Origin of the sequence: Paenibacillus sp. FSL L8-0502, from assembly GCF_038593055.1 — a bacterium.
Classification (GTDB): Bacteria; Bacillota; Bacilli; order Paenibacillales; family Paenibacillaceae; genus Paenibacillus; species Paenibacillus polymyxa_D.
This window is the reverse complement of sequence record NZ_CP151958.1, coordinates 5,488,825-5,512,549: the sequence shown is the minus strand read 5'-3', so window position 1 is coordinate 5,512,549 and position 23,725 is coordinate 5,488,825. Positions and strand designations below refer to the sequence as shown.

Annotated in this window: 20 protein-coding genes; 14 read left to right on the top strand and 6 right to left on the bottom strand. The window is 45.8% G+C overall.

What is annotated here, in order from left to right:
- Positions 1-31 precede the first annotated feature (31 nt).
- Positions 32-907, top strand: coding sequence for a DNA-binding protein (locus NSQ57_RS24135; protein ID WP_165145785.1), 876 nt, complete (start codon positions 32-34; stop codon positions 905-907).
- A 193-nt stretch (positions 908-1,100) separates the two neighbouring features.
- On the opposite strand, the gene NSQ57_RS24130 is transcribed toward NSQ57_RS24135, so the two are convergent.
- Both NSQ57_RS24130 and pepT read right to left on the bottom strand, forming a co-directional pair.
- A complete protein-coding gene (locus NSQ57_RS24130) occupies positions 1,101-1,937 on the bottom strand; it encodes a methyl-accepting chemotaxis protein (protein ID WP_069011007.1) in 837 nt (278 codons plus the stop codon).
- Positions 1,938-2,135: 198 nt separating this feature from the next.
- Complete coding sequence (pepT, locus tag NSQ57_RS24125) at positions 2,136-3,371, bottom strand: peptidase T (RefSeq protein ID WP_029518703.1); 1,236 nt, start codon at positions 3,369-3,371, stop codon at positions 2,136-2,138.
- Between the two features lie 143 nt (positions 3,372-3,514).
- On the opposite strand from pepT, the gene NSQ57_RS24120 reads away from it, so the two are divergent.
- The 5 genes from NSQ57_RS24120 (at position 3,515) to gpmA (ending at position 9,379) form a co-directional block, all read left to right on the top strand.
- Positions 3,515-4,579, top strand: coding sequence for a LacI family DNA-binding transcriptional regulator (locus NSQ57_RS24120; protein ID WP_342425417.1), 1,065 nt, complete (start codon positions 3,515-3,517; stop codon positions 4,577-4,579).
- 200 nt (positions 4,580-4,779) lie between these two features.
- On the top strand, positions 4,780-7,074 hold the full coding sequence (locus NSQ57_RS24115; RefSeq protein ID WP_342425416.1) for a glycoside hydrolase family 2 TIM barrel-domain containing protein: 2,295 nt from the start codon (positions 4,780-4,782) through the stop codon (positions 7,072-7,074).
- Between the two features lie 242 nt (positions 7,075-7,316).
- On the top strand, positions 7,317-7,604 hold the full coding sequence (locus tag NSQ57_RS24110) for a hypothetical protein (protein ID WP_029518700.1): 288 nt from the start codon (positions 7,317-7,319) through the stop codon (positions 7,602-7,604).
- Positions 7,605-7,752: 148 nt separating this feature from the next.
- The gene (locus NSQ57_RS24105) at positions 7,753-8,493 is read left to right on the top strand and encodes a Bax inhibitor-1/YccA family protein (protein ID WP_029518699.1); all 741 of its coding nucleotides are present in this window, start codon (positions 7,753-7,755) and stop codon (positions 8,491-8,493) included.
- A 136-nt stretch (positions 8,494-8,629) separates the two neighbouring features.
- Positions 8,630-9,379: a 2,3-diphosphoglycerate-dependent phosphoglycerate mutase gene (gpmA, locus tag NSQ57_RS24100; RefSeq protein ID WP_029518698.1), complete on the top strand. Its 750-nt coding sequence runs from the start codon at positions 8,630-8,632 to the stop codon at positions 9,377-9,379.
- 64 nt (positions 9,380-9,443) lie between these two features.
- On the opposite strand, the gene NSQ57_RS24095 is transcribed toward gpmA, so the two are convergent.
- Positions 9,444-10,940 carry an alpha-amylase gene (locus NSQ57_RS24095; RefSeq protein ID WP_342425415.1) on the bottom strand — a complete coding sequence of 499 codons (1,497 nt, stop codon included), beginning with the start codon at positions 10,938-10,940 and terminating at the stop codon, positions 9,444-9,446.
- Positions 10,941-11,202: 262 nt separating this feature from the next.
- Between NSQ57_RS24095 and NSQ57_RS24090 the strand changes: the two genes are divergently transcribed.
- The 4 genes from NSQ57_RS24090 to NSQ57_RS24075 all read left to right on the top strand — a co-directional run bounded on the left by NSQ57_RS24090 (position 11,203) and on the right by NSQ57_RS24075 (position 15,738).
- On the top strand, positions 11,203-12,030 hold the full coding sequence (locus NSQ57_RS24090; protein ID WP_342425414.1) for an HNH endonuclease signature motif containing protein: 828 nt from the start codon (positions 11,203-11,205) through the stop codon (positions 12,028-12,030).
- 544 nt (positions 12,031-12,574) lie between these two features.
- Positions 12,575-13,006: a DUF1641 domain-containing protein gene (locus NSQ57_RS24085; protein WP_029518696.1), complete on the top strand. Its 432-nt coding sequence runs from the start codon at positions 12,575-12,577 to the stop codon at positions 13,004-13,006.
- A 27-nt stretch (positions 13,007-13,033) separates the two neighbouring features.
- Positions 13,034-14,215 (top strand): NAD(P)/FAD-dependent oxidoreductase, encoded by a 1,182-nt coding sequence (locus tag NSQ57_RS24080; protein WP_013312527.1) that lies wholly within the window; start codon positions 13,034-13,036, stop codon positions 14,213-14,215.
- Between the two features lie 162 nt (positions 14,216-14,377).
- A protein-coding gene (locus NSQ57_RS24075; protein WP_340954273.1) for an IS1182 family transposase occupies positions 14,378-15,738 on the top strand; the annotation gives its coding sequence in 2 pieces (ribosomal slippage) (positions 14,378-14,945 and positions 14,945-15,738; 1,362 coding nt in all).
- 162 nt (positions 15,739-15,900) lie between these two features.
- On the opposite strand, the gene NSQ57_RS24070 is transcribed toward NSQ57_RS24075, so the two are convergent.
- A complete protein-coding gene (locus NSQ57_RS24070; RefSeq protein ID WP_342425412.1) occupies positions 15,901-18,456 on the bottom strand; it encodes a LamG-like jellyroll fold domain-containing protein in 2,556 nt (851 codons plus the stop codon).
- A 354-nt stretch (positions 18,457-18,810) separates the two neighbouring features.
- Between NSQ57_RS24070 and NSQ57_RS24065 the strand changes: the two genes are divergently transcribed.
- Complete coding sequence (locus NSQ57_RS24065) at positions 18,811-19,914, top strand: hypothetical protein (RefSeq protein ID WP_342425411.1); 1,104 nt, start codon at positions 18,811-18,813, stop codon at positions 19,912-19,914.
- 185 nt (positions 19,915-20,099) lie between these two features.
- Positions 20,100-20,897, top strand: a complete 798-nt coding sequence (locus tag NSQ57_RS24060; RefSeq protein WP_342425410.1) for a copper amine oxidase N-terminal domain-containing protein — start codon at positions 20,100-20,102, stop codon at positions 20,895-20,897.
- Between the two features lie 81 nt (positions 20,898-20,978).
- Here the strand turns inward: NSQ57_RS24060 and NSQ57_RS24055 are convergent, their stop codons facing one another.
- Both NSQ57_RS24055 and NSQ57_RS24050 read right to left on the bottom strand, forming a co-directional pair.
- A complete protein-coding gene (locus tag NSQ57_RS24055; RefSeq protein ID WP_342425409.1) occupies positions 20,979-22,025 on the bottom strand; it encodes a stalk domain-containing protein in 1,047 nt (348 codons plus the stop codon).
- A gap of 256 nt (positions 22,026-22,281) precedes the next feature.
- Entirely contained in the window at positions 22,282-22,491 is a 210-nt protein-coding gene (locus tag NSQ57_RS24050) for a CsbD family protein (protein ID WP_342425408.1), read from the bottom strand.
- 156 nt (positions 22,492-22,647) lie between these two features.
- Between NSQ57_RS24050 and NSQ57_RS24045 the strand changes: the two genes are divergently transcribed.
- A complete protein-coding gene (locus tag NSQ57_RS24045) occupies positions 22,648-23,163 on the top strand; it encodes a DUF2179 domain-containing protein (RefSeq protein ID WP_023990890.1) in 516 nt (171 codons plus the stop codon).
- 245 nt (positions 23,164-23,408) lie between these two features.
- Positions 23,409-23,621 carry a cold-shock protein gene (locus NSQ57_RS24040; protein WP_342425407.1) on the top strand — a complete coding sequence of 71 codons (213 nt, stop codon included), beginning with the start codon at positions 23,409-23,411 and terminating at the stop codon, positions 23,619-23,621.
- The last annotated feature ends 104 nt before the right edge of the window (positions 23,622-23,725 follow it).

The window sequence follows — 23,725 nt, the reverse complement described above, 5'->3', positions numbered from 1 at the left end:
CGCAATTTTCAGGCTAGGGAGGCGGGGTCTAATGGAAGAGGTCTTGAACCAAAGGGAAGCCATTTATTTGTTGTCGGACAGTCACGAACTCGATAAAGCTTGTGAGTTGTTTAGACTCAGCTACACACATAATGATTGGGATGAAGCGAACAGAGTAGCAGACTTTCTGCATACGTTGGCTGAAAACCTGTATCACACCCAACTGAGAAATGCTGCAGACGGCAAGTATGAGACATTGGACACCAAACACCCGCTAGTGTTTTATTATGCTTACAGTTATCTGGCGAAGTCTATTTACTATCAGAATATGGGCAAGTATGAGGAAGCTAGAAACTATATTATGAAGTATAGCGAAATGGGCTGGTTTATGGGGCTGGATCAGAGCGGTCACGAAGAAGTAGAGAGATTCCGTTTCCTCGCCAAGGCCAATTTATTTACGATTGAGTTACTTTCGGGGAGAAGGGAACTTTTGCCTGAGTACGTTCAATTTCTTCATGACAATGAAGAGGAGTTACTTCCAGGATTGGTTGGTATTGCGGAAGCGGCTAACTTGAATAATTGGAATATAGACGACCTGCTGAACGATTTTGCTGATGATATTAAAATATTTGAAGGTTATGAAGATAGAGCAAACCGCGTATATTATCTAAAACTGGTCAACCAATTGGCCATTTACCATTTCAAGAAGAAGCAGTACTCCGTTGCCTTAAATTATGTTCTTGATTCTCTGCAATTCTCTGCCAATGTAGAAGTGGATGCCAATTTCAGGACATTGGTTGCTCTGTTTGAGACTTATCGAGATTGGGCAACACCATCACAGCAAGAGCAATACCAAACCATTTTATTAAGGGGGCTTCATGCTGAAAAAGGCATTAATCTCGGTAACTATGGCCTTGGCGTCTCTTAGTATTGCTCTTCCGGTGGGAAATATTTGGGAAGGGTTAGACCCTGTGATTCCTTCAAATCATGGTGTTTTTTCTTTTTCTTATCCTGCTTGAGTTTCAGATTTAGATCCTTAAGCCCGATAGGCCTTTTGTACATAAAGGGAGCACACTTTTACGCATTTTGCGATCCGTGTGCTCCCTTTTTTATGCCAAAATTTATTTTACGACATACGAAGTCAGGCTATTGGCCAGATGTTGCATCGTTTCACTCGCCTTTTGCATACGGTCCATCACTTCAGTGAAAGAGCCTACCAGAGTCGCCTGCTCTTGAGAAGAAGAAACAATTTGCTCAATTTCCTGCTCCATTTGATGAATGGAGTTCTGTACATCCTTAAGGGCCCCTTCAATATCGACCGTCGCCTTTTTGGATTCTACGGATAGCTTGCGCACCTCTTGAGCGACGACACCAAAGCCTGCTCCTGCTTCTCCGACACGCGCGGCCTCAATCGCTGCATTCAATCCAAGCAGGTTGGTTTGATCGGAAATTTCCTTGATGAACACAGCTACCTGATTGATTTTACCCGAGTTTTGCACAGCGATTTGGGTGTTTTTCAAAATTTGTTCACTGGTTGCCTGAAGTTCCTCGGAATGAGCTGCTACATGCTGTACCATATCAATGAGCTGCTCGGTGATGGAGCGGTTCTCGGATACGAATTGATCCAGTTGATTTTTGTTAGTCAAATTATAAGAGGCCGCAAATGCTGCAATGACTTCACCTTTCTCGTCCAATACAGGAATACTGATCATATCCAGAGGAAAACCTAGAATTTCAGCAGGAATGTGGGTCAGGCTGGTCTCACGTCCATTTTTAAGCATGGCAAAATTCTTATAGTCCTCGAGTAGCTCCGAGCCTGTTTCAAAGCCGAGGTCCATACCCTCCGATTGGGTATACATAAGGACATGAGTTCGGTCGAAGAGAGCAAGGGTCACTTTCTCACGCATGATCTGTTGTATGTAGGGAATGGCTGCAATTAATGCATCTATTGTATTCAAATAGATAACCTACCTTTCTTTACTAGGTATATTTTTTATAGTCTCGTATATAGTTGTCGGTCTAAAGATGGATAAAAGTTATAAAGATATTGAATCTTTAAGGAAGTGAAAGCATCAGAAAAAAAGGCATACCATTTCCATTTCGAAACGATATGCCTTCTATTTAATCTGAACGTGTCAGTGCTGCGTATAGGTAGTTCACTTGCCGCGTTGCTCGAACAGTTGTGCGATTTCCACAATAACCTTGGTAGCGAGCACCATGTTGTCCACCGACACATATTCAAACTTACCGTGGTAGTTCTCCCCACCTGTAAAAATATTCGGTGTAGGCAGTCCCATGTAGGATAGCTGTGAACCGTCTGTACCGCCACGGATCGGCTTGATAATGGGTTCGATATTCAGCTTTGTCATTGCTTCATAAGCGACATCGACGATATGCTTGACTGGCTCTATTTTCTCTTTCATGTTGTAATATTGATCTCTCAGCTCCAGTGCAATACGGTTTTCTCCATATGCGGCCTGCAGCTCTTTGACTACATTTGTTAAATAAGCTTTCCGGTTTTCAAAGCTCTCGCGGTCAAAATCACGGATAATATAGTACAGTTTAGCTTGTTCTGCGGTGCCTGTAGAATCCAAGAGATGATAGAAGCCATCATATCCGTCTGTATATTCCGGGGCTTCGTTTGCAGGTAACCGACTGTGCAGCTCCATAGCGATTTTGGCAGCGTGAATCATTTTGTTTTTAGCCGTACCAGGATGCACATTCACACCGTGAATGGTAATATGGGCGGCTGCGGCGTTAAAGCTCTCATACTCCAGTTCTCCGAGCGGTCCGCCGTCTACCGTATAGGCATATTCAGCGCCAAAAGCGGCTACATCAAAGCGTTCCGGTCCTCTCCCAATCTCTTCGTCCGGTGTAAAAGCAACGCGAATTTTGCCATGTTGAATTTCTGGATGGTCAATCAGGTAGTGGATAGCTGTCATGATTTCTGCGATCCCGGCTTTGTTGTCTGCACCGAGCAGGGTGGTACCATCTGTTGTGATCAGGGTGTGGCCTTTATATTGAGTCAGTTCGGGAAACTCACGTGGAGAAAGAACCACACCAAGCGAAGCATTCAGCGTGATATCGCCCCCATCATAGTTTTCCGTCAATTGCGGCTTTACCCCTGCACCAGTCAGTTCGGTAGCCGTATCGAGGTGAGCGAGAAAACCGATGACGGGAACCACTTTATCCGTATTGGAAGGAAGGGTTGCCATCACATAACCATGATCATCAATGGTTACGTCTGTCATACCAATGGCTTTCAATTCGTCCACCAAAAGGTTGCCCAATGTAAGCTGTCCAGGTGTAGTGGGGCAAGTGTGGCTGCTTTCATCAGATTGGGTATCTACCTGAACATATGTAGTCAGGCGGTCAATCAGTTCCTGTTTCATGTGGATATCCTCCTTGGTGTCATTTCTATTATGGTAGGTATTTTATCATGATTAGGCTTATAATATGAAAAAAATGGTTGAACCTTTTAGGGATAATAGTAAAATAAAAGTAAAAATAGAGTAAAATCTTAAAGGAGTCTGCAATGCCTACGTTAAAAGATATCGCCCAGGAGGCAGAGGTTTCGATATCCACGGTCTCCCGAGTGCTAAATTATGATGAGACACTGTCTGTATCAGAGGAAACGCGGCGCAAAATTTTTGAGGTTGCCGAGCGTATGAAGTATACGACTGTTAAACGTAAAAATGGCGGTATTGGTCGTCAGCCCCGCAAGAAGGCAGATGGACCCATTCGGTTGGGCATGGTGCACTGGTTTAGTACGTACGAGGAACTGGAAGACCCTTATTATCTGTCTATCCGGTTTGGCGTGGAAAAAGAGTGCCGCCAAAGCGGGGCACAGCTGGAGCGTATTTTCAGAAGAGAGGACCTGACTGCGCTGAAGGCGTCATCCGAAGGGCTGCATGGGCTGATCGTGCTGGGGCATTTTAGCAGCGAAGAGGTAGAACGTATGCTGGAACTGCCCATTCCTTGCGTTTTTCTGGATCATTCGGTAGAGCGCACAGGGGCAGACTATGTGGTCATTGACCTTGCTCGCGCTACAGCTGATGCACTGGATTATTTGATGGGCGCAGGCCATCGTCACATCGGATATGTAGGTATGGGCAAGGATGAGCAGTCCCATGATTTCGAACGAGCGGATCTAGATGCTCGCTATGAGACATTTTTGCGGTATCAGGAACAGCACAGGCTGTGCACGTCGGATGATATTCATGTGTGCGGCGGAACGGCGGCAGACGGCTTCCGTGCGATGGAAGCGGCTATTTTGGCAGGACCAGAAAACCTGCCTACAGCTTTCTTTGTTGCGAGCGATTCGGTGGCTATTGGGGTGTTAAAGGCACTGGAGCGGCATCACCTTGCGGTGCCGGAACGGATCTCCATTGTTGGCTTCAATGATATTCCGACAGCGGAATATTTGACCCCATCTCTGTCAACGGTCAAAACGCATACCGAACTGATGGGAGAAACGGGTGTTCAGTTCTTGCTGCATACGGTACGCAACGGTCCCAACGAGGTAGGGCGCAAGGTCATCATTCCGACCGAGCTAATGATTCGCAACAGCAGTGCGCCGCTACATACCGATGCCCCATAAAATCAACGTTATGGATTTGGACAGCCCTGCCTTCCGGGGCTGTTTTTTTGATTGTAAAAAGATACAAAAATGGATTGACAATTGTCTTGTAAATGCTTACATTTAACATATATTTATTTTACCAAGTTTTACTCGTTATTTTTACTCAAATATTTTACTATGGTATAAGAGTGAAAAATAAAAGGTTGAGGTGACTGCCCATGCGTACCATTTTGCCGTTGAATGACCAATGGTTTTACCTTCCTGAATATGTCGAGAGCGAAGTAAGCGCAGGCATTGATGCGAGTCGGTATGAGCCAGTTCAGCTGCCGCACACGAATGTAGAGCTGCCGTACAATTATTTTGACGACAAGGCATTTCAGTTTATTTCTACGTATAAAAGAGAGCTGGACATTCCGGCAGATGCCAAAGGTAAGCGAGTGTATGTTGATTTTGAAGGAGTCATAACCTATGCCCAGGTATATCTAAACGGGGTAAAAGCGGGTGAGCATAAAGGTGGATATACACCGTTCAGCGTTGAATTGACCGAAGTTGCCGAGTATGGCGGCTCCAATGTGCTCACGGTCATCGTCGATTCCACGGAACGGGACGACATCCCTCCCTTTGGGGCAGTCATCGACTATCTGACCTACGGCGGTATTTACCGCGAAGTGCAGCTGCGAATAGTGGAGCCTGTACACCTCGGAACGGTATTCGTCCAAACGCCGGAGCCGCTTGCAGCAAGTAAGACGGTACGCGTCGTCGTGGAGCTGGAGGGCGCCAGCGATCAGCAGGACGACTTGACGGTCGCGCTGCAACTGCTGGACAGAGCGAGCGTGAAGGCGGAGACCGAGCTGGCAGTGGTGACGGCGGCGGAAGTGACGCTGGAGCTGAAAGAGCTGGGCGACCTGCAGCTTTGGGGTATAGATAGTCCCAAGCTATATGAAGCGAAGCTGACGCTGCTACGAGGCGGAGAAGAGTTGGATCAGGTGACCGTGCGCTTTGGCTTCCGCGAGGCCGAATTTCAGCCGGACGGTTTTTACTTGAACGGGCGGAAGATCAAGCTGCTCGGCCTGAACCGTCACCAATCCTATCCGTACGTTGGCTATGCTATGCCCAAAAGAGCGCAGCGTCGTGATGCAGATGTGCTCAAGGAGGAGCTGGGGCTGAATATGGTACGGACATCCCACTACCCTCAGTCCCGTCATTTTCTAGACCGCTGTGATGAGATCGGATTGCTCGTTTTCGAAGAGATTCCGGGTTGGCAGCATATTGGCGGTAAAGCGTGGAAGGACCAGGCGGTGAGGGACGTCGAGGACATGATTATCCGTGATCGTAATCATCCCTCCATCGTCATCTGGGGCGTACGAATTAATGAGTCGCAGGATGATCATGATCTGTACACGCGTACCAATGAGCTGGCACGAAAGCTAGATCCGACCCGTGCTACGGGTGGTGTGCGTTATATTGTAGGCAGTGAGCTGCTGGAAGACGTATATACGATAAATGATTTTGTTCATGATGGTGGGCACAAAAAATATTTGGCGAAGGAAATCCGCAATTTTGATACGTATGACGATACAGAAGGCGTAGATGGCGAAACGACAGGCTTGCGCCAGCCTTCTCTCGTTACAAAGCTGGATCATCCGGTCCCTTATCTGGTAACGGAATATAACGGGCATATGTACCCGACCAAGCGTTTTGACCAGGAGGAACGGGTAATGGAGCATGCACTGCGCCATACGCGGGTCCAAAATGCTTCCTATGCCGATGAGGGCATTGCCGGAGCGATTGGCTGGTGTGCTTTTGACTATAACACGCATGCTGATTTTGGTTCCGGTGATAAAATCTGCTACCACGGTGTCATGGATATGTTCCGCCTGCCTAAATTTGCAGCGAGCGTGTACCGGAGCCAGAAGAACGTCGAACAGGAAGTCGTTATGGAGCCGGTCACTTACTGGTCGCGTGGCGAGCGGAATATCGGAGGCATCGTGCCGCTGGTCGTGTTCACCAATTGCGATGAGGTGGAGTTCATCTACGGTCATGAGCGCAAAGGTGTTTATCGTCCGAACCGAGAGAAGTACCCAGCGCTTCCTCACCCCCCTGTCGTGATCGACGAGTTGACAGGCCACTGGGGCATGAAGTGGGAAGACGCTGTATTCATTGGGTACGTAAATGGGCAAGAAGTAATACGTAGATACTATTCACGTAATCCGGTGCCGACAGAGCTGCGCGTAGCTGCAGATGATACAGTGCTGGAAGCCGGCGATTGGGATGTCACTCGAGTGGTAGTCGATGCTCTGGACGAATACGGCAATGTATTGCCGTTCTATGCAGATCCCGTTTCGGTGGAGGTCGAGGGAGTGGGTGAATTGATCGGTCCTTCGAGCTTATCTCTGATTGGAGGACGTATTGCATTCTGGATTCGGTCGAAGGGGGAGGCTGGACAAATTCGTGTGAAGGTTTCTGCGCCTTCCCGTTTCGGTCCGCAGGAATTGAGCCTTCACGTGCAATAATGAAGCAAAGGCAACATACAATCCTACTAGCCACTTTTTATAACGTTTGAGCCTTCCATTATTTAAAAAAGGAGTTGTCCGCAGATTCTGTAAAGGATCTGAGGGGGCAACTCTTTTTTACATATATAGGGTACGTTAATCTATGAGTCTTTTAAATTGTGTCTTATTACTGAGTCACTTAACGTTACGTTCATAGATTGGAAGCATAGAATACACTATCAAAAGCAAGGGAGGTGAAAACTATGGCGATTCTTTTACCTTCGCAATTCTACAATCTTGCTGCTGGTGTGGGTAAGTCCTTTTTTGAAAACCTGAGAGGCGGTAATAATGCTACAATTACCGTGAATAATACGGGTGCCAATCCGGTTGATCTTGTGGTTACCCGTGTCAATGCTCCTGTGATCACTTATGTTATCCCGGCGGGCAACAGTCTAACGTTAGAAGTTGCTTTGCTGCTGGTAGCTGCTCTTCAGGCGACTCCAGTTGGAGCAGTAACAGGTACAATCCAAATTGCTACATCTGATTTCTAACTTGTAACGACCTGACTCTCTAACTCTAGCTTTGCCGAAAGGCAAGGTTAGAGCTTTTTTTGTTTGAAATTTTCTGAAACTTTTTTCATATTGTGCCGATATATACATATAGCATAGCAAACAACAACATCGAAAAGGAGTACCCTGTATGAGCTTTAGCAATCCGGTTTTACGTGATGACATCTTTTTGCGCGAAGATGAAAGAGAAGCTAGTGAACAACGCATGACCATTGGAGGAACGGTGAACAAAACGTTGCTTCTGCTGGTTCTGCTCATCGTCTCTGGCAGTATTACCTGGTACATGACCTATGAAGGAACTGTAGAGGTGCTATCTTTGCTGACGGCAGGCTTTATTGGTATGGCAGGCGTAGCACTTGCGATATCCTTTTTTCCCAAGACGGCTCCGTTACTCTCTCCTGTATATGCGATTCTGAGTGGTTTTGCTTTGGGTGGCGTTTCAGCCTTTATGGAGTATGAGTACCCGGGAATTGTGGCTAATGCCATTTTGCTGACCGTGGGTATTTTGTTCTTGATGCTCTTTATGTATACACAGCGAATCATCAAGGTGACACGCGGCTTTATCTCATTCGTGGTCCTGTGTACGATGGCGATTTTTCTGGTGACGCTGGTTGATTTTATGTTGAACTTTTTCGGTATGAATGTTCCGTATATCCATGAAACAGGTTGGCTGGGCATCGGCATCAGTTTATTTATCGTGATCATTGCGGCTTTAAATCTGCTGGTGGATTTTAATTTCATTGAAGAGCAAGCAGATCAAGGTGCACCCAAATACATGGAGTGGTATGGTGCTTTTGCATTGCTGGTGACTCTAGTATGGCTGTATGTACGGATTTTGGACCTGTTGGCCAAGTTCAGTAAGAGGGACTAAGTGCAGGATGAGAAGAAAGGGATGGCTGAATGCCGTCCTTTTTTGTATTTTAAATAGACGGTTTAAAAATTGCATTTTACGTTAAATACATAGAAGTTGGGTAAAACATTAAGACAGACAGGAGAGGAGTGAGTACATGTATCAAGTAGTGCTGGTTAGGCATGGAGAAAGCGTGTATAACCGACAAAACCTGTTTACGGGCTGGACGGACGTGGACCTGACTGAACAAGGGACTCATGAGGCCATTGAGGCGGGACGTATTCTCAAGGAGGCTGGTTATACGTTTGATTTGGCATTTGCCTCTGTGCTAAAACGATCTATCCGCACGTTGTATCACATCTTGGATGAACTGGATCATCTGTGGATACCTGTGCAGAAGTCATGGAAGCTGAATGAACGCCATTACGGTGCTCTTCAGGGGCTTAGCAAGCTGGATTCTGCCGTTGAATACGGCGAGGAGCAGGTTCATATCTGGCGGCGTAGCCTGACAGTGCGGCCCCCCATGCTGGATGAGAAAGACGAGCGGAGTCCGCATCGGGAAGAGCGTTATCGCAATATTAAGCCAGAAGAGCTGCCGCTTGGGGAAAGTCTGGAGGACACAGTGCATCGGGTCGGCGAGTTTTGGAAGCAGCGGATTGTACCTTTGATTCTCAAAAAGGATCGAGTTATCATTTCTGCACATGGTAACACTTTGCGGGCCTTAATTAAGTATATGGAGAATCTGGACGAAACCGCATTGCTGGATTTGAATATTCCGACAGGCATTCCCCTGGTGTACGAGCTGGATGAGCATATAGATCCCATTCGGCGCTTTTATCTCGGTGATCCGAGTCATGTAGAGGCTAAGAAGCAGGCTGTGGCCAACCAAAGCAAGGTAACGGAGTGATTTTCTATACACAAAGAGGACAGGGCGCCTCCTCGCATCCTGTCCTCTTTGTGTTGGGTATAGATTAAGCGTTCGCTTCTTCTTCTTCTGATTCCTGGCTGTCTTCCTCTGCGGGAAGTGCCCACACCGACACACTGCCGGCACGAACGGGAAATATGCCGTAGCCATCCTGCCCGATCTTTACGATATGATCGTGATGCCCGGTCAAATCTATCCATTCTTCCCCTGCACGTTGTTTACCTACGAACATGCGCTTTTCCCCGTCATTTGCGTTGGTGATCACCACAGCACATCCGGAGCCTTCCAGCTCAGGCACGCCATGACGAACCCATCCAATCGTATGGGGATCATCGAAATAATCTTTTTGCTCACCATAAGCTTTATGGTACCGGGCATATAGTAGCGGGTCTAGCTCAGCTTGCTTGCCTTTCACGGGCGTTTGCCCCTGAATACCGTAGTAATCGCCGTAGAACACGCAGGGATAACCGTCCTTGCGCAGCAAGATAAGTGCATAGGCGCTGGGCTTAAACCAGTCCTCCACCCAGGATTCGAGCGCTTCGTGCGGCTGGGAATCATGATTATCGACAAAAGTAACCGAGTTCAGGGGATGGGTATGAACCAGCGTATCCTCGAAAATGGTGCTTAGATCGAAATCCTTGCCACCCAAGGAAGCGCTATGTAGTTTGTAGTGGAGGGATACGTCAAACAGGTCGATTTTATAATCAATGGTATCCAGGAACTTTTGACATGATTCCAGATCCGGTTTCCAAAACTCGCCTACCATATAAAAATCCTGCCCGCGTTTTTTAATCATTTCTGTAGCAAACTCTCGTACAAATTCATGATTAATATGCTTGATTGCATCCAGACGGAATCCGTTGCATTGCAGAGTGTCCACCAGCCATTTGCCCCAGCGGATCATCTCTTTGCGCACATCCTGATGATTATAGTCAATATTGGCGAACATTAAATAATCATAATTGCCGAATTCATCATCTACATTTTCGCTCCAGCTTTTATTTTTACCTAAAATACGATAGATTCCTGTCCGGTCCTGGCTCGCATCGTAATCGGTTCCGTTAAAATGTTCAAAGTTCCATTGAAATGTGGAATACTTCCCTTGTCGGCCGGGGAATGTAAATTTAGTCCAGCCTTCGATATCAAAGGGCTCGGAAATGACCTCATTGCGGTTATCCGGGTTGACCTCGACGACCTTGAATACTTCGGTTTCATCCGCACCAGCTTTATGGTTCATGACCAGATCGACATAGACGGCCACACCGTGACGAACGCAGGCAGCAACAGCTTCCAGCAGGTCTTCCCTGGTTCCGTATTTGGTGCGCACCGCGCCTTTTTGGTCAAACTCGCCCAGATCGTAAAGGTCATAGACGCCGTATCCCGTATCCTCGGGCGACTGGCCTTTGGTGACAGGTGGAATCCATATCGCGTCAATTCCTTTGGCCTTCAGTTCCGGTGCCAGGCGGGCAAGCTTCTTCCAGTGAGAACCGTCAGCTTCGACATTCCACTCGAAAAATTGCATCATCGTATGGTTCCTTTTCATGTGCGTCCCTCCTTTATATATAACAAGTTACCCACCAAGTGAGGGGGGCTAAACGTCAGACGGTCAATATGATGCTGAATGAAGAACAAGGATCGCTGTATAACGTATGCTAAATCATTAAAATTTGTTATACCTGAGTGTTCATAATGTCTCAATAGCTAGAAAAGGGAACGTGAAAACGGTAAAATGAATCTAACTTAACAATAGTTCGGGTTTTGGGCAAACCGTGGAGCGCGAGCAATAGAAGAAAGGAGGGGTGGACGTGACAGAACCGCAGCAGAATAAGGATGAAACGAGCAAAGCGCTGATAAAAAAATGTACGTATTGTCAGGAGATGAAACCTTTAACGGACTTTCAGCGCAGAACGGGTCGCCGGGCGGGTCCTTATTCCCGGCGTGGTCCTTGCCGTTCCTGCCGGGGGTTGGCCCCGCAAGAACGTGCGGCTACGTCCGCTCCTTACGGCGAGGAAGCGAACCTCTCGGCTGCTCCCGTGACGCAGCATAGCCTTGGAGCAAATACGGCTGTGCACAGCCTGGAGGCGTCACTACCTATGGAGGCACAGCGCCCCCGCAGGAAGCCGGTCACGGATAAAGCGCGTGAGCGCCATCGGCAACGGGTTCGGCATCTGCTTAGTAGGCTGAAGCCTGCGGATACTCGGGCGTTGCGGCTCAATCGTAATGGCATGATTCGGCTAAGAGGTAAAACCGATCAGGGGAGACGCTGGCATCAAGAGATTGAGCTTGATCTAGCCATGACCCTGGTCAGAGAGCGTATGGCGGTGATTGTTAATCCTTACACCGTGCGCAGACTGTATAGCAACAAGGAATTTCGCCAATATGTGCTTAAGCGTGACCGCTATACTTGTTTCTTTTGCGGGGGCTACGGTGACACGATTGATCATTTACTGCCTCGGGCAAAAGGGGGTCACACGACGCCCGTCAATTGTGTATGTGCTTGCAATGAATGCAATCAAGTTAAGGCTGCCCGCGATGTAGAGGAGTTCATTGAGTCTGGTGTGCCACAGCCGTCTCCTGATGATTTCGAACCATCTGATATTCCTGATGCTTCTGAAGACACCCTACGTAGGTAGGGCGATTCTGCCAATGCAGCTTGTCCGCCCGACCCACAAGTAATGATGATCGGGCCTCTGTATGAATATATTTTGGGTTATTTTCATATTATCGAACTGAAACGTACGCTCTCTATTACCCTCCTCTAGTCTAAAATGACCCTTTTTCAAGGGAAACTTGGACAAAAATCGAGCTTATTCTAATTTTTATCTAAAATAACAATAAAAAATTTGCAGAAATTTGTGCAAATTTAAAATTTCTTCGACGATTGTGTTGTGAAAGGTGTAATATAGAGGTATAGGGTTCCGTTTCGGCCTGTTGTAGTCACGAAGGAACGCTTCGTGAGATATTCCGCAGCAGTAACAACAGAATAACGTCTGAGCAATATACAATTGGCATCTGCGATAAATCAGTCTTGCCCTTTAGGGTATAGGCCGGTTTAAGCTGTGCTTCTTGTATGTTTAAGGGCGTGAATTCAATGAACGTTTTATTGCTAGAGTTTATGGATACAGGTTACGAGAGAGGATGGACTTCTATTTTCACAGTAAAGGAGGACGTTCACGCATGTCTGAAAACCAACAAGAGGTGGCAGTAACACAAGAAGCTACCAAAGAGTCTCGGGATGTACTGGACCAATTGATGAAACCGGAGGTTCAGCAATCGCTGACCGTACTGGTAGAGAATCTGCCAAAGTTGACTGAGATGGTTACTTTGATGACCGACGCTTATGATGTAGCTCGCAGTCTGGCAACTGACCCTGTCTTTATCGGAGATATGAAAAACTCCATGGGAGAGTTTGTGAAGCCTGTAACAGAATCGGCTAAAGGATTGGCTTCTGCTGCGATTGAAGCAAATGACCGTGTACAAACTACGGATGGCAGTGTAGGTCTGTTCGGTCTGCTCAAAATGCTTAAAGATCCGAATGTACAAAAAACGCTGCGTTTCAGCCAGGCTTTCCTGGATATTCTGAATGAGCGCCAACGCGAAAGCAAATAATTACCTGACTGAGAACGGAGGATGGACATGTCGAAGCAAATTTTGATCTTGGGCGGCGGATACGGCGGATTGCTGGCCGCTCTTACAGCACGCCAGCATATGGACGCTAGCCAAGCCACCATTACAGTGGTTAACCGCTTTGCGTCGCACCAAATTATTACGGAACTGCACCGTTTGGCGGCAGGTACAATTGCCGAAAAAGCTGTGGCGCTTCCTTTGGAAAAACTGCTGCGTAACAAAGATATTATCCTGAAAGTGGATACGGTTTCCGAAATCAAGCCTGACGATAAAAAAGTAACCTTGGCCAGTGGTGCTACGTTGAGCTATGATGCTCTCGTTATTTCCCTGGGCAGCGAAACGGCTTACTTCGGTATTCCAGGACTGCAAGAGCATAGCTTCACGCTGAAATCAGTGGCAGAAGCCAATCGTATCCGTGCACATGTGGAAGCTCGTCTGGATGCTTACAAGCAATCCGGTAACCAAGCAGATGCTACAATCGTTATCGGTGGTGGCGGTCTGACAGGCGTTGAGCTGGTGGGCGAATATGCTGACAAATTGCCTGCAATTTGTCGCGAAAAAGGTATTAACTACGAAGATATCAACTTGTATTGTGTAGAAGCTGGACCATCTATTTTGGCAGGCTTCCCTCAACCACTGGTTGATCGTGCAGTAACAAGCCTTGAAAAACGTGGCGTTCAAATCGTAGCGGGTGTTCCGATTACAGAAATGAAAGCTGACGAAGTTCTCTTGAAAGACGGACGTTCGATCAAAACGAACACACTGATCTGGACAGGCGGCGTACAAGGTAATGCACTGGTTGGCGCATCTGGTATCGAAGTAAACCGTGGTCGCGCAACTGTGAATAGTGCACTGCAATCGACTTCTCACGAAGACATCTTCCTCGCTGGCGACAGCGCAGTGGTGTTCCCGGCTGAAGGCGAGCGTCCATACCCTCCAACGGCACAGTTGGCTTGGCAAATGGGCGAATTAGTTGGTTACAACATCTTCGCTTATTTCAACGGAGCGAAAATGGAAAGCTTTACACCAGTATTCTCCGGTACACTGGGCAGCTTGGGCAGAACAGACGCGATCGGTACTGTAGGCGCGAATGGCACCCAACTGAAAGGCGCTGTAGCCACTTTGATGAAAGAAGGCAGTAACATCCGTTACTTGTCCCACATCAAAGGACTTTTTGCATTGGCCTATTAATATTCCTTATATTTTATATGTTTCATTGGAAGAGAGCGCTATTCAGCGCTCTCAGGCTGTCGAGAAAGTCTCGACAGCCTATTTTATGTTAATTTTGTTTAAGACGACACCGCGTTGATGTTGTATAATATAGGTAACTATTGTAGAAGGGATGGTGTTGATATGCTACGTTCCAACCGCGAAAAACAACAATCCTACGAATTTGTTTCCATCGAAGATCTGGTTCCTCAAGATCACTTGCTCCGCAAAGTAGATAAGTATATCGATTTTTCGTTTATCGATGATAAAGTTCGGCCACTGTATTGTGCAGACAACGGGCGTCCTGCCATTGATCCTACCGTATTGTTTAAAATGATCTTTCTCGGTTATTTCTATGGCATTCGCTCAGAACGGCAACTCGAGCGAGAAATTCAGACGAACCTAGCTTATCGTTGGTTTCTGGGGTTGGGCTTAACGGATAAAGTTCCGGACCATACGACGATTAGCTGGAATCGTCGCACTCGCTTTAAAGACACCACGATCTTTCAAGATATCTTCGATGAAATTGTGCTGCAGGCGATCTCTCACCGAATGGTGGGTGGGCGTGTTCTCGTCACCGATTCCACACACGTCAAAGCCAATGCTAACAGGCACCAGTACATCAAAGAACAAGTGTTGCAGAATACTAAAGACTATATGGACGAGCTGAACGAAGCGGTGAAGGATGACCGGAGAAACCACGGAAAAAAGCCTTAAAATCCCGAGAGGAAGTGAACGAAGAAAAAGAAATTAAAGTGAGCAAAACAGACCCGGACAGCGGCTATATGATCCGTGATGGCAAGCCCGAAGGCTTCTTCTATCTGGACCACCGCACGGTGGATATGAAGTACAATCTGATTACGGACGTGCATGTGACACCAGGGAATGTACATGATTCTGTCCCCTATTTGTCCCGTTTGGATCGCCAAAGAGAACGTTTTGGTTTTCAAGTAGAAGCTGTTGCACTAGATTCAGGTTATTTAACAACGCCGATTTGCCGAGGTTTGCAGAACCGAAAGATTTTTGCCGTGATTGCTCACCGAAGATTCCATCCCAGACAAGGACTGTTTCCGAAATGGAAGTTTGAATACGATGCCAAACGCAATGCGTATAGATGCCCAGCCCAACAGGAACTGCCCTACCGAACGACGGACCGTAAGGGATACCGGCAGTATGCCTCTGACCCAGCTCAGTGCCAGCATTGCCCACTGCTAAGTCAGTGTACCCAGTCTCGAAACCACCGCAAAGTGGTGACTCGGCATGTCTGGGAAGACAGCAAAGAGTGGGTACGGAGCAACCGGCTGAGCCCATCTGGTAAAAAGCTGTACCGCAAACGAAAAGAGACGATTGAGCGAAGCTTCGCGGATGCCAAAGAGCTCCATGGGTTTCGCTATTGCCGTTTGCGCGGTCTTCCAAACGTCAGGGAACAAGCCCTTATGACGGCAGCCGTGCAGAACATGAAGAAGATGGCGATCCACCTAGATCGCCTGGAGAAACAGGGGTAACCCCCCCTGCTTCTCCAGAGACCAGAGCATTATGATGTAAAAAAGAAACCCACGTCTCAAAATGACGGGGTTTCTCGACAATCTGAGAGCGCTATTCAGCGCTCTCTTTTTTGTAGCTTTTCTTTTCGACACTAGAGTTACTCACGATTCATTAGTCTTAATTCACTTCATCTTCGCTAACTCTGCCACCTGTACAGGGGGGAGTGCACCCTCAAATATACTCAGCTCATCAATAGATCCTTTAAACGCAGGGTCCCACCAGTTGACACCTAAGCTGAATGTTCCAGATCTGGAGGTAAAGACATCTGGGAATCCTGAGCCGGTAAATTGAAGCTTGCCATTCACATACACGGCTAACACCCCACGATCTACAGTGAAGGCGAGATGGGTCCATTCATTTGTTTTGATCTTTAGGCCGGTACTGCCGGTATACCAAGATGAGCTACCCGACCACACCATGGTGTTATCCTTCTCCGGTCCTCTGGGCAAAAGGCTAATCCAGTGATTACTATCCATAGCTCCAAAGAAGGTTGGTGTATGAACAGTTAATTCGCTTGGTTTTACCCACAGTGACACGGAATATGCTGAGCTGGATATGAGTCCTTCAGGTAGAGCAATGCCTGACTTTCCATCAAGGACTACAGCTTGGCCTCTTACGCCTTCAGCGTAGGATACACTTCCACCCTGGCGATCGATTCGGTCACCGATAACTTCTCCATTAGCAAAAACATCTTGCTGATCCTCCAGATTATTTTCAAATGTGTATGATGCAGTCAATGTTGCCTTCTCATAAGGGGATACCGTGATGTTAAAAGTTTTGTCCCGACTACGTTCTCCTTTGGTAATGGTAGCCGTCAAAGTGGCAGATGCAGCCCTTTCTCCGATCCCTGGGCGCTTGATTTCACCTGTATCCGCAATGACGCTTTGGTCTGAAGTTTTCCAGGTAATCCGGGATTGCCGACTGCCTTCCTTCGGAAGATTCAGGCTAGCCGTCACCCGACTTGTATCGCCAAGATTTAACTCACGATACACACTGTCCACTACTGTCGTATCCGTCATATCAGGGAGCTTACTGCCCCAGGCCATTTCACCTTTATTCGATAGAACTGTAAACGCCAAAATATATTGGTTCGTAACCTGGTCCCATTGTCTTAAGAATACTCCATCATATATAGCACCATCCAGTGTTAGTTGAACATTCGCATCCCCCGACTTGCGCCATGTTCCTTGCACATCACCTTCGATGGTATGATCTGCTCTAAGCTGAATGAATTGTGTGTTTTTGATCGTCGCTGACGAATCACTGCCATGGTTAATATATTGAAAATCCCCAATCAGTTGCTGCTCATCCAGCTTTGAAAGAGTCTCGCCACCGTAACGATAAGGAGCTACAACAGGCCAGTCATTCTGATTCATGAACATTTGGTGTACACGCAGCTCATGTGTCTCCCCCTGCTGAGGGAATCGGGTATGAAAGACGACAAACATTTGTCCAGTAGCAGGATCAGTGTATACAGAATTGTGTCCAGGGGAAACATAGCCGTAGCCAGCACCTGTACCAGGGTCACCTATTTTACTATCGAACAAGAAATTACCTATCAACTTGTTGCCATAAGTTATATTTTTGGTGTTTGCCGGCAGAACAGCATTCTGTCCTTTGGCATCCTTATAAGGTCCTGTCGGACTCTTGGAACGGAACAACCTCATGTTATACCCTCCGTCCGCTGCAAGACCGCCGTAGGTTACATAAAAATAGTAGTACCCCGTCTCCTGGTTGTATTCAATATATGGACCTTCCCCTGACTCACCGTATCCACCTGCGATCTTGGTGCCAAAATAACGGTCAATGAGCCGACCGTCTTCTGTAGTTCCATCTTGACCTGGGTACATGGGTTTGCCAGTTGCCTTATCCAGCTCCAGTAAAAATATTCCCCCAGACCATGATCCATACGTCATCCACAAGCGCCCGTTTGCATCGTAAAAAACGCTTGCATCGATTGCATTTGGGAACATCCGATTGGCATAGGAACCATCGGTATTAAACCATCCCGGTCTGAGACCCTCAAGCTTGCCTTCCTTAATGAGTTGTTGAATCGGCGTATTTGTCCATTTTTTATCTACCTTGCTATCTTTATCGAATGCAGTCTCCTTCGTAAAACCAGTGTATATAATGGTATCCACATATTGATATGGACCCTCAATTTTGGGTGCAACTGCAATGCCGATCGCGGAACGAATGTAGGTGGAAGATGCACTATAATAAATCATATATGCCCCTTTTGTCCCATCCTTATTGACATAATGCTCATTCCAAAATACATCGGGCGCCCATACCGAGAATCCTCCCTTACTGTCCGCATCATTCTCACCCGCCCAAGCGAAAGATCCAGCCAGATTCTTCGATAAATCCCCGTAAAGTGTATTCCCAGGCGTAGTGTAACCGTTTGCAAAAGAAGTCCAGTTTATAAGATCTTTTGACTTCGCCGCGGAGATATGTGACCCAAATACATAATAAGTGTCACCGTCTTTGACAATCGAAGGATCATGAACCGATACATTAGAGAAGGTTGGCACATCCTGTTTATTGTTCTGGTCTGGCAGCGTTGCCGCCGCGTCTATTGCACTTGCACCTAATGGTACGCTTGCGATTGCTAATAATAATGTTAGTGTTATTGCAATGCTTTTCCTGACTTTACGTTTAACAAAACTTCTCATCATACACATTTGCCCCTTTCTGAATTGGAGTACAGTGATATATTCTGCTTTCATTGCTAAATACCTTTCTATTTATAAATATTATTAATATATTTATGAATTAAATAGCGATAGGAAAGATATCGGCACCCAAGAGCCGTTGTATACCTGTAAGGCGGTTATAGTAAAAAAGCTAAGAGGCTTTGAAATGTCTTTGACCACTATTCCTCTCTTTTTTTTGATATGTAGTTGAGCCTTCTATACACTATGATATGTAAAATACTCCGTTCTACTTTTAGGTAAAAATTATAAATTATGGTTGACGTTATATAATTGTGGAGGTATGCTAGTTTTGAAAAATAACTAGGAGGTTTGTGTATGTTTAGGAAAAATAAGTTTTTCAGCATGGGATTAGCAACTATCCTCATGTGTTCCGCATTCTCGGGAAGCCTCGCCTATGCGGAACCTAAGTCCACTACGTACGATGCTTCATTTTTTGAAAATCTCAAACAGCGGGCCATAGTCCATGAGCTTCAAGAACACAAGATCGCCGTTAACCCGAAATCATCTATTGCTGAACTACTGAATACAGCGGATAGTACATCACTAAAGAGTAAAAAAAATAGTGATCTACAACAAAGTCTGGAGAAGCTTAACGAATCGGAATACATATATCTTACTCTCGATGGAGAAGTATACAGCTCAGAAAAAGGTTATGTAGGCATGGCGGATAAAGTTGAACCAAAAGACGATAGTGTGACGGGTGCTACTTATACGGAAACAAGCTCTTTGAGTGAATCAAGCAACAATCATGATGTTTCCATATCAAGTAAATATAATCCCACTCCATCACAAGTAAGTGGAGGGACAACGGGAACTTTCTCAAGGGTTCAATTGGATTATGATGGTTTTGATGGGGTTAATGCAAATGTGATTACGCCAAGGGCTAAGTACCTAGGAGCAAACGAACAGCCATGGATGTATTACGGTTTTGATGCAAAGAATGGACGGGGAATTGAGGGGGGATTTTCCTATCAAACAGGCAGAGAAGTATGGCAGGGGTATATTAGGAACGATAATGGTTTCAAATACTCTTTAGAGACGTGGAAAAATCACGACATAAATGATTCAGTTAAATTTTATATTGATAATAGTACCTATAACGCTTATCTGTTAGCAAAATACAGAGACATCGTCGTTATGCAAACCTCTTTTGACTCTTCAGACCTATCATCCATGTCGGTTAAGAGAGTGACGGCAATAGCGAAAAAAAACTTTGATGGCAGCAATATCTTTGGAAGTTCTATCAATGGAGAGTTTTCAGAATTGGTAGTCTCAAAGTTCAATTCAGATTATTATTATCCATGGGATGACTATCGGGATTACTCTTTTTGGGATGGAAATCAGTGGTTCGGCACGATTGATTGGCCCGCCGATTATATTACTCATTATGGTCCAAGTGTGTGGATCAACAACCGATAAGAACAATTAGTTAAACAATGGCTCAAGCTAAAATATACTGAATAGCATCTGTCATTTCCTTTGTTGTTGGGTGGGACTTACAACAATGTGGCTTGGCAGATGTTTTTCCATGTTAAGCTTACTCAACTGGACTCCTCCACCATAATTTTGGTTTTGAGCCTAAACAAAATGATTAGGAGGGCATTATGAAAATCAGGTTATTAATCGGTATTATGATTGTACTAAGTTTTGCTACTACAAACTCGAATTTGGCATCGGCTCAAGATCATACCCCCATACACTTGAAGGTCAATGATCATTACGTTTTATACACCTTCCCTGCATCCCCCTTTGTGGATAAGAAGGGAAGACTGCTTATACCGCTCCAAGTGGCTGAGGATATACTGGGCGGTAAAGTAACTTATAATGCAGCGAACAAAACCGCTTCTGTTGATCTGTTAGACCGTAATGTAACGGCAACGATTGGATCACCCGATATATCGGTTAACGGCGAACCCATGACAATGGACACAGTCCCTATCATGCTAAGTAATGCAATGTTTTTACCGGTATCCATTTTGTTGAAAGATACAGATGCGAAGATGGAGTGGGATTCCAAGCGTGGCTTATTGAAGCTAAGGCATGATAGCTTTACGGAAAGTCCAGTTCTTATGAGGTTTAAGGGACAAGACTTGGCCCAAGTCATTGATGCGAATGCATTTGATCTTATTGCCTTTGACTGGGATCAAAGGCAAGGTGTATTGAATATTCATGCTACGTATAAGAGTGACTTATCGCCCGCCTTTAAGCAAATTGACTTTAATCCTATGATTGTATATAGCAAAGGGACCTATACTGTAGATCCTTATTCTAAACCCGGTTCATTTCACAAAGTGAAAATAACCAGCCACGGTCATTTGGTTTATACAATGAATATCGATACAATTGACGCTGATAATGATTATATAAAATATATCACTTCCGTAGGCAGGCTGATTCAATAATTGAATGCAGGTTGCTTGTACATTAAAAAAAAGCGACAAAGGCTTTGTAGCCTTTGTCGTTTTTTTTGAAAAAAGTGCGATTTAGAACGAAGTTATCGTGTTGCTGTTTTCGCTAGACTTAATTTTACCCACTACTCGAGATACCGAGTTTCTGTTTTTAAGCTCATAAAGAACATTCTCTATAAGAGAGTTTCTTTGCGCATTAGTAAGTGTATTGTTCCAAGCGTCAGTCTTTACATATACATCCACGCTAGCTTCACTGCTGTCGCCTCTTACTGTGAAATCAAAGCCAACGCCAGCGTAATTGCCATATCTATTAACCAAATCGCGTTGAATCGTACTTGCATCCAAGGAAGAAGCTACATCCTTCAAAGTAACATCGCCTCTGCTGTTGGTTGTGAAGGTCGCCATTTTATCTCTATTACTGGAGTTTTTAACCGTACCCTCTACATCGGCATCTTTATACTCTTTCAAAATATCTTCCACGATGTCCTCCAGGAAGCTTTCCTTTCTGCTGTCAGATAGCTCAGTCCATCTGGATTTTGTCATTTCGATGGTCACCGTAATATCGTTTTTGTTACCATCCAGAGTGATATCCGAGTTGGTGTTGTAGTCATCGCTGTGATCATCGTTCAGCTTCTTTTGAAGATCCTTCAAGGAGCTGGAGCTATTTTTGCTTGCTTCATCTTTTAGCGTCTGGTTGTCTTTTTGCAACTGAGCGATGGTAGCGTCCTTCGTCGTGTTCGCTGCTTTCGCTGTGTTGAGCTCTTGAGTCAGCGTCGTAATCTGGTTGTTCAGCGCCGTAACTGTAGATTGATCAATTGGAACGCCGTTGTCAGCAATGACTACGCGTTTGTTTGTGCCATCCCATGTTACCTTTTTATCCAAAGCTGTACCTGCCAGCTTCAGCGGGATATACGTCACGCCATCCAGCAGAAATGGTTCTGTTTTAGCATCAGTAGGAACCTCGGTTCCGTTGTATATAATTTTGATATTGTTATATACTGCTTGGATCGGCTTAGTCACTTGTGCGGCATATGTGGATTGGCTGAAAAGAGCCCCGGATATGGCCAAGGCGGATACGGCAGTGATGATGACAGGTTTTTTGATAGATTTCAGTGATTTCATTCGTTGGTCTACCCCTTTATTTAAGAATTATAGCCTGGTTCATAGACTAGAGTAACATTAATGCATACAAAATCCAACAGGTTGGAAGAGTCATTATGGGTTGTGCTTATATTGGTTAGACGCAACAGCAACCGTAAAAGTTGCCCTGTTTGCGCAAAAGTTTTTCCAAAAGTATCCGAACAACACAAAACAAGCCCGCTGCACAAGACAGCGAGACTTGTTGGTAAAACAGTGCGCCGAGGTTATCCATTCAGAATTATTTGCCGTCCTTCAGTTTTCCAACTGTTTCCTGAAGGTGGCCTTTGGCCTTATCCAGTTTACCTTCGGCTTGAAGGGACTTATTATCGGTAGCGTTCCCGATTTGGTCCTTGATTTCACCTTTGGCTTTGTTCACATTACCTTTGATTTCACCTTTGGCTTTGTTCACATTACCTTTGATTTTATCGCTAGTTCCGTTATCCTTCATGTTGTAGCCCTCCTTATGTGATCGAACTTTCATTCAGCATGCTGTAGTTAGTCATTACCCGAGCGAGGGTAATACGAAACCAGAGGCTGTATATCACAGACGAGGGTATAATGTGGGATACGGGTTAAATCAGAACGTGAAGTGGGGAGTGAGCGCATGCTCAAAATTTTATTGTTTATTCTCGTTATTCAAATTATTTACGTGTCGGCGTATACACTGCGCATGATTCTGACGCTGAAAGGACAGAAGTACATTGCTGCGCTCATTAGCACCGTGGAAGTTACGGTCTATGTGTTGGGCTTGAATGTTGTGCTGAAGTATCTGGATCAAGTGGCAAGTCTTGCGGTATACGCCATTGGCTATGCATTGGGTATTCTTATTGGAGCATGGATTGAGGAAAAAATAGCGCTTGGTTATGTCACCGTTAAAGTGATCAGCAATGAGATCAATGGAGGAATTGCCAATGCGCTGCGGGACAAAGGATACGGCGTTACAGCCTGGCTGGGCAGTGGACGTGATGGAGAGCGCCTGGTGATGGAAATTCTGGCTAAACGAAAAAACCAGAATAAGCTGTATCAGTCCATTTTGGAGCTGGACCCCAAGGCTTTTGTCATTACGGTAGAGCCGAAGCAGTTCCATGGTGGCTTCTGGACCAAGGCTATCCGTAAATAAACAATTTGGTAAAATGCGCATATTTTTTGGAGGTTGGAGCATATTAATACTCGCACAGGTGAGGATTTTGCGAAAATCCAATAAGCGACTTTCAATGAACAAGATATAGATCGAAATGGTTTAGTTCGTCTATATCTTGCACTTCGAAGCGACTGGAATCGAATTTTCAAAAATCCTGGCACAGGTAGAAATTAACAGTAATACGACAGGGGATATTACCCTATAAAAACCGAGGGGGGATATAGATGTACAGACGCCAGGCCCCGGAAATCATTCCAGAGGAAAATACGGCTATTTGGTCGTGTACAAACGAGGGTTGCAACGGTTGGATGCGAACGGATTTCACCTTTTTGAACGAGCCATCTTGTCCATTTTGCCAAGCCTCGATGGGGCAGGAAATGCGGATGTTGCCGATTCTCAATCGGGCGGGCAATTCCTTTGTCGCCCAGCGCTCCTAATCCAGGATTTTGCAAAATCCACAATTGAAAGTGAGTACGATGATCACACTGCAAAATTTATGAACGTCAAAAGCCGCTCCAGCGACATGCTGAGCGGCTTTTGG

Excerpts from the sequence above, each read along its gene's own strand:
- NSQ57_RS24135 (WP_165145785.1), top strand. The coding sequence starts at position 32 with ATGGAAGAGGTCTTGAACCAAAGGGAAGCCATTTATTTGTTGTCGGAC.
- pepT (WP_029518703.1), bottom strand. The coding sequence starts at position 3,371 with ATGAAACAGGAACTGATTGACCGCCTGACTACATATGTTCAGGTAGAT.
- NSQ57_RS24120 (WP_342425417.1), top strand. The coding sequence starts at position 3,515 with ATGCCTACGTTAAAAGATATCGCCCAGGAGGCAGAGGTTTCGATATCC.
- NSQ57_RS24115 (WP_342425416.1), top strand. The coding sequence starts at position 4,780 with ATGCGTACCATTTTGCCGTTGAATGACCAATGGTTTTACCTTCCTGAA.
- NSQ57_RS24110 (WP_029518700.1), top strand. The coding sequence starts at position 7,317 with ATGGCGATTCTTTTACCTTCGCAATTCTACAATCTTGCTGCTGGTGTG.
- NSQ57_RS24105 (WP_029518699.1), top strand. The coding sequence starts at position 7,753 with ATGAGCTTTAGCAATCCGGTTTTACGTGATGACATCTTTTTGCGCGAA.
- gpmA (WP_029518698.1), top strand. The coding sequence starts at position 8,630 with ATGTATCAAGTAGTGCTGGTTAGGCATGGAGAAAGCGTGTATAACCGA.
- NSQ57_RS24095 (WP_342425415.1), bottom strand. The coding sequence starts at position 10,940 with ATGAAAAGGAACCATACGATGATGCAATTTTTCGAGTGGAATGTCGAA.
- NSQ57_RS24085 (WP_029518696.1), top strand. The coding sequence starts at position 12,575 with ATGTCTGAAAACCAACAAGAGGTGGCAGTAACACAAGAAGCTACCAAA.
- NSQ57_RS24080 (WP_013312527.1), top strand. The coding sequence starts at position 13,034 with ATGTCGAAGCAAATTTTGATCTTGGGCGGCGGATACGGCGGATTGCTG.
- NSQ57_RS24070 (WP_342425412.1), bottom strand. The coding sequence starts at position 18,456 with ATGATGAGAAGTTTTGTTAAACGTAAAGTCAGGAAAAGCATTGCAATA.
- NSQ57_RS24065 (WP_342425411.1), top strand. The coding sequence starts at position 18,811 with ATGTTTAGGAAAAATAAGTTTTTCAGCATGGGATTAGCAACTATCCTC.
- NSQ57_RS24060 (WP_342425410.1), top strand. The coding sequence starts at position 20,100 with ATGAAAATCAGGTTATTAATCGGTATTATGATTGTACTAAGTTTTGCT.
- NSQ57_RS24055 (WP_342425409.1), bottom strand. The coding sequence starts at position 22,025 with ATGAAATCACTGAAATCTATCAAAAAACCTGTCATCATCACTGCCGTA.
- NSQ57_RS24050 (WP_342425408.1), bottom strand. The coding sequence starts at position 22,491 with ATGAAGGATAACGGAACTAGCGATAAAATCAAAGGTAATGTGAACAAA.
- NSQ57_RS24045 (WP_023990890.1), top strand. The coding sequence starts at position 22,648 with ATGCTCAAAATTTTATTGTTTATTCTCGTTATTCAAATTATTTACGTG.
- NSQ57_RS24040 (WP_342425407.1), top strand. The coding sequence starts at position 23,409 with ATGTACAGACGCCAGGCCCCGGAAATCATTCCAGAGGAAAATACGGCT.